Origin of the sequence: Kosakonia oryziphila (assembly GCF_900094795.1) — a bacterium.
Lineage (GTDB): Bacteria > Pseudomonadota > Gammaproteobacteria > Enterobacterales > Enterobacteriaceae > Kosakonia > Kosakonia oryziphila.
In genome coordinates this window covers 1-1,156 of sequence record NZ_FMBC01000127.1, presented here as the reverse complement: position 1 = coordinate 1,156, position 1,156 = coordinate 1, and the positions used below count along the sequence as shown (strand labels likewise).

At 34.9% G+C, this 1,156-nt stretch carries 2 protein-coding genes and 1 pseudogene; 1 reads left to right on the top strand and 2 read right to left on the bottom strand.

Annotated elements, in window-relative coordinates:
• Positions 1-47 precede the first annotated feature (47 nt).
• On the bottom strand, positions 48-194 hold the full coding sequence (locus GA0061070_RS24475; RefSeq protein ID WP_244153205.1) for a DUF3289 family protein: 147 nt from the start codon (positions 192-194) through the stop codon (positions 48-50).
• Between the two features lie 244 nt (positions 195-438).
• Here GA0061070_RS24475 and GA0061070_RS24470 point away from each other — a divergent pair, with 244 nt between their 5' ends.
• Complete coding sequence (locus tag GA0061070_RS24470) at positions 439-762, top strand: hypothetical protein (protein WP_090139122.1); 324 nt, start codon at positions 439-441, stop codon at positions 760-762.
• Here GA0061070_RS24470 and GA0061070_RS24465 read toward each other — a convergent pair.
• Positions 759-1,049: pseudogene (locus GA0061070_RS24465) on the bottom strand (DUF4225 domain-containing protein); the annotation flags it as partial. The gene GA0061070_RS24470 and the pseudogene GA0061070_RS24465 overlap by 4 nt on opposite strands.
• Positions 1,050-1,156: the final 107 nt, after the last annotated feature.

Genomic DNA, 1,156 nt, shown 5'->3' with positions numbered 1-1,156 from the left:
ATTTATTTTGACGGACGTCTGAATAGCGTGATGACGTTGTAGAGTTTTTAACGTGACACAGAATTCTGAACGCTCTCATAATGTTTTTTCAGTGTATCAACATCAATGTCGCCACTTTGCATATCATCGGCATTTCTGTCATTGAATCTTTTTTTTGTGGTGAAGATGATTAGTTTTTTGTCGATTCCTTTCATTCAAAATCAATCCCTTTCAGTCAAATGATTAAGTATTATACATCTTCTGTTTGTGAGGTCGCTTGAGAATTTTCTTAACATTTTCTATGTTAAGAGTCATTTACGTTCACACAATCATTCAGTGATGAAACTCATTCATGGGATTATAATGCTATCTAAATTTTCTTATGATAAAATAGAAGGGTTTCGGAATTGAATCGTGATGTATTAGGTGTCAATTGAAAGATTATTTAGGATAATTTATATGACCGAATATGAGAAAAAACTTATTGATCATGGTTTCAGTACTAAGGATATTGGTAAACTAAAAAGTATTATAGAAAAAGATGAATCCCAACAAGACACAATACAAAGTCTGGTTCTTGATTTGAGTAAGCGATTTTTTGGAGGAGTTCTCGGACTGTTTATATTAATGCTAATCGGTTTATATGGCATCTTTAATACAGATGAATCAGATGCCATTTCGTATATTATTGTTCTTGGATTTGCTTTTTTAGTGATCTATTTCGTTACTCCGTTAAAATTGTCTTGGAAGGCATATAAATTTATCAGACAGAGCAAAGTTTAATTTGATGATGGATTATTTTTCATTTGATAAAGATTCATACCGATGCCAGCCCCTTTAACTGCTGCTCCTGCACCTTTTAAAGCAAGAGCAGGTTTACTCATCATTTGGACTTTACGATAGTAATCTGTTGGAAGATATTTGTATAACCTCCAGGCTTCCGGTTTCAATGAAAGCTTAAAAATACCATAGTAGGAAGTCGTCAAATCAACAACTTGATAGGCAAGTAATCCCAGTCTTTGATCAAAACCCAAAAAATCTGCTACATCCCCATATGCATTTCTAACTGGATTTGAAGGATGCGGTAAGTGTCAAGGTAGTTGGCACCCCCGGTTGATTTAGGCTGCCTGTTTTTCCCGTTCTGGATTCAGCATTACCTTACCTGCCGGATGCCAGT